Below are 2,160 nucleotides of genomic sequence, written 5' to 3' on the forward strand. Positions count from 1 at the left end.
GCCACAAGCCGGGAGGCTTGCGGCAGCAAGGGGCTGTTTTAATATCAACTACGCTACCGCCAACCTCTAACGCTGCCGCAAGCCTCCCGGCTTGTGGCTCGCATGCAATGTGATAAACTATGTATTAAGCGCCAGCTAACGCTGCCGCAAGCCTCCCGACCTTTGGCCTGGTATTAAGGTAATTAATTATGTATTAAGCGCCAGTTCGGCCACTTCTTCACCTACCAAACTACCCATGGCAACACCCATACCATTACAGCGCACGGCGCAAAAAACCTGAGGTTGTATTTCTTTTACGATGGGTAGCATCATATCCCCAAAGCCCATGATACCGCTCCACCAGTAGGCGATTTCGTAATCCGTTCCCGGTAGGATCATTTCATCGAGGCATTTGATCAATTGCTGTTTTACGATTTCAGTATGACCGAAATCCCAGGTCCGTTCTTTATTGAAATCAATATTTCTACCCCCGCCAAAAAGCACCCGACCATCGATATTTCTGAAATAATAATATCCTTCGTTGAAATGGTAAGTTCCTTTTAATTTCAGGCCGGGTATAGGCTTGGTTACCAGCACCTGCCCTCGCCCCGGAACTACGTCCAGGTCGGGATATAATTGGGATGCGAAGGCATTGGTGGCCAATATCACTTTGCCGGCACTAAACTGACCTTGTGAGGTAATCAGGTCAACCCGGTCATTGTTACTTTCTATTTTAGTAACTGCGCAATCGTTCAACACCAAAACACCAGCTTCATACACTTTGTTCAGCAAGGTGCGCATCATCCGGCCGGTATGGATCTGACCTTCAAAATTGTTATAAAGTAGTTTGCCCACCCCTTTGAAACCAAATTCGGCAATTTTTGAGTCGGCCACAGAATAGATATCTGCGCTACCCGTTACCTGCGTAAATAGTTGATTAAAATAACCGACATGGTCAAGAGCCTCTTCTGCTTGCTGCTGATCGCCATCCATAAATAGCTCATAGCCCCCATACTGATGATAATCTATGTTTTCATCACCCAGGTTCTGGCGTAGTCGTTGAAGGCCGCGCCATTTATAATCTACCAGTTTTAAAACATCCTGTTCCGATGATTTTTTAAGGTATTCCAGCTGCTCAGAAACAGTTCCAAAACAGGCGAATCCGGCATTTTTGGTACTGGCGCCACTGGGCAGAAAGCCCCTTTCGAGTACAGTTACTTTTAAGGATGGTTGCAGGCGCTTCAGATTCAAAGCTGCGCTTAGGCCTACAATGCCGCTGCCAATTATGATCACATCCGCAGGGCCAACCAAGGCGGTGCGTTCCCAGTAAGAAAATGTATGTTCCACGTTCAAAAGTAGAAATTCGAAATTCAAAAAGCGGCTTTTAAATAATGTTTGCTGATTCCATCTCAAAGTACGAAATTGAGGCACTGTATAAAACAAAACCGACAATTTACCGCAATTACCATAACAGAATCCATGGAAGTACACCACCATCCCGAAGTAGAAAAAAAAGGTTTTAAAGAATATGTGCTTGAAGGATTGATGATCTTTCTTGCGGTTTTGATGGGCTTTATTGCCGAAAATATACGCGAAAACATAACCGAACATAACCGGGCCAAAGAATATGCCGAAACTATGGTGGCCGACCTGAAGGCAGACACCGCCTCTATTAATACCTATTTAACTTATTATAATTTCGCTTCGCATCAAACTGATACGCTGATGCAATTGCTGAGTACTACGGAAATCAAAAATATTTCAGGCGGAAAACTATACTGGTATGGGCTTGCAGGCGGCGCAAAAGCTGCGTTTGTGCCTAATGACGCCACTTTTCAACAAATGAAAAGTTCGGGCTCGCTGCGATTCTTTAAAAAAACCATCGCCCGCGAAGTAGCAACCTATGATCAGCTTTGCCGGAGGTCGATACGCGACCAGGAAGCTGATCAGCTATTGTGGGCAAATCTGAGGGAGATAAAAGGGCAGATCTTTGAATTTCAGTACAACAGAGAGGCGAATGACATGGTAGTCTACAATCACCCCGAAAAAAGGAACTTTGCAAAGATCGCCGCCTTTTGCAGTCAAAATTTACCATTATTGACCTACGATAAAGCTATTTTTAATCAATACGTCGAACTGATCCGCGCCAGGTTTTTAGATCATAAAGTTAGTGAAGGGAAA

The 2,160-nt window shown here is 44.7% G+C and carries 2 protein-coding genes; one reads left to right on the forward strand and one right to left on the reverse strand.

Annotation, left to right across the window (positions count from 1 at the left end; genetic code table 11):
* Positions 1 to 186: 186 nt before the first annotated feature.
* A complete protein-coding gene (locus QZY09_RS20950) occupies positions 187 to 1,326 on the reverse strand; it encodes an FAD-binding oxidoreductase (RefSeq protein ID WP_295675711.1) in 1,140 nt (379 codons plus the stop codon).
* A gap of 132 nt (positions 1,327 to 1,458) precedes the next feature.
* On the opposite strand from QZY09_RS20950, the gene QZY09_RS20955 reads away from it, so the two are divergent.
* The coding region (locus QZY09_RS20955; RefSeq protein ID WP_295675713.1) for a hypothetical protein at positions 1,459 to 2,160 on the forward strand (702 nt) is incomplete at its 3' end.

It is taken from the genome of uncultured Mucilaginibacter sp. (assembly GCF_903913935.1).
GTDB lineage: Bacteria > Bacteroidota > Bacteroidia > Sphingobacteriales > Sphingobacteriaceae > Mucilaginibacter.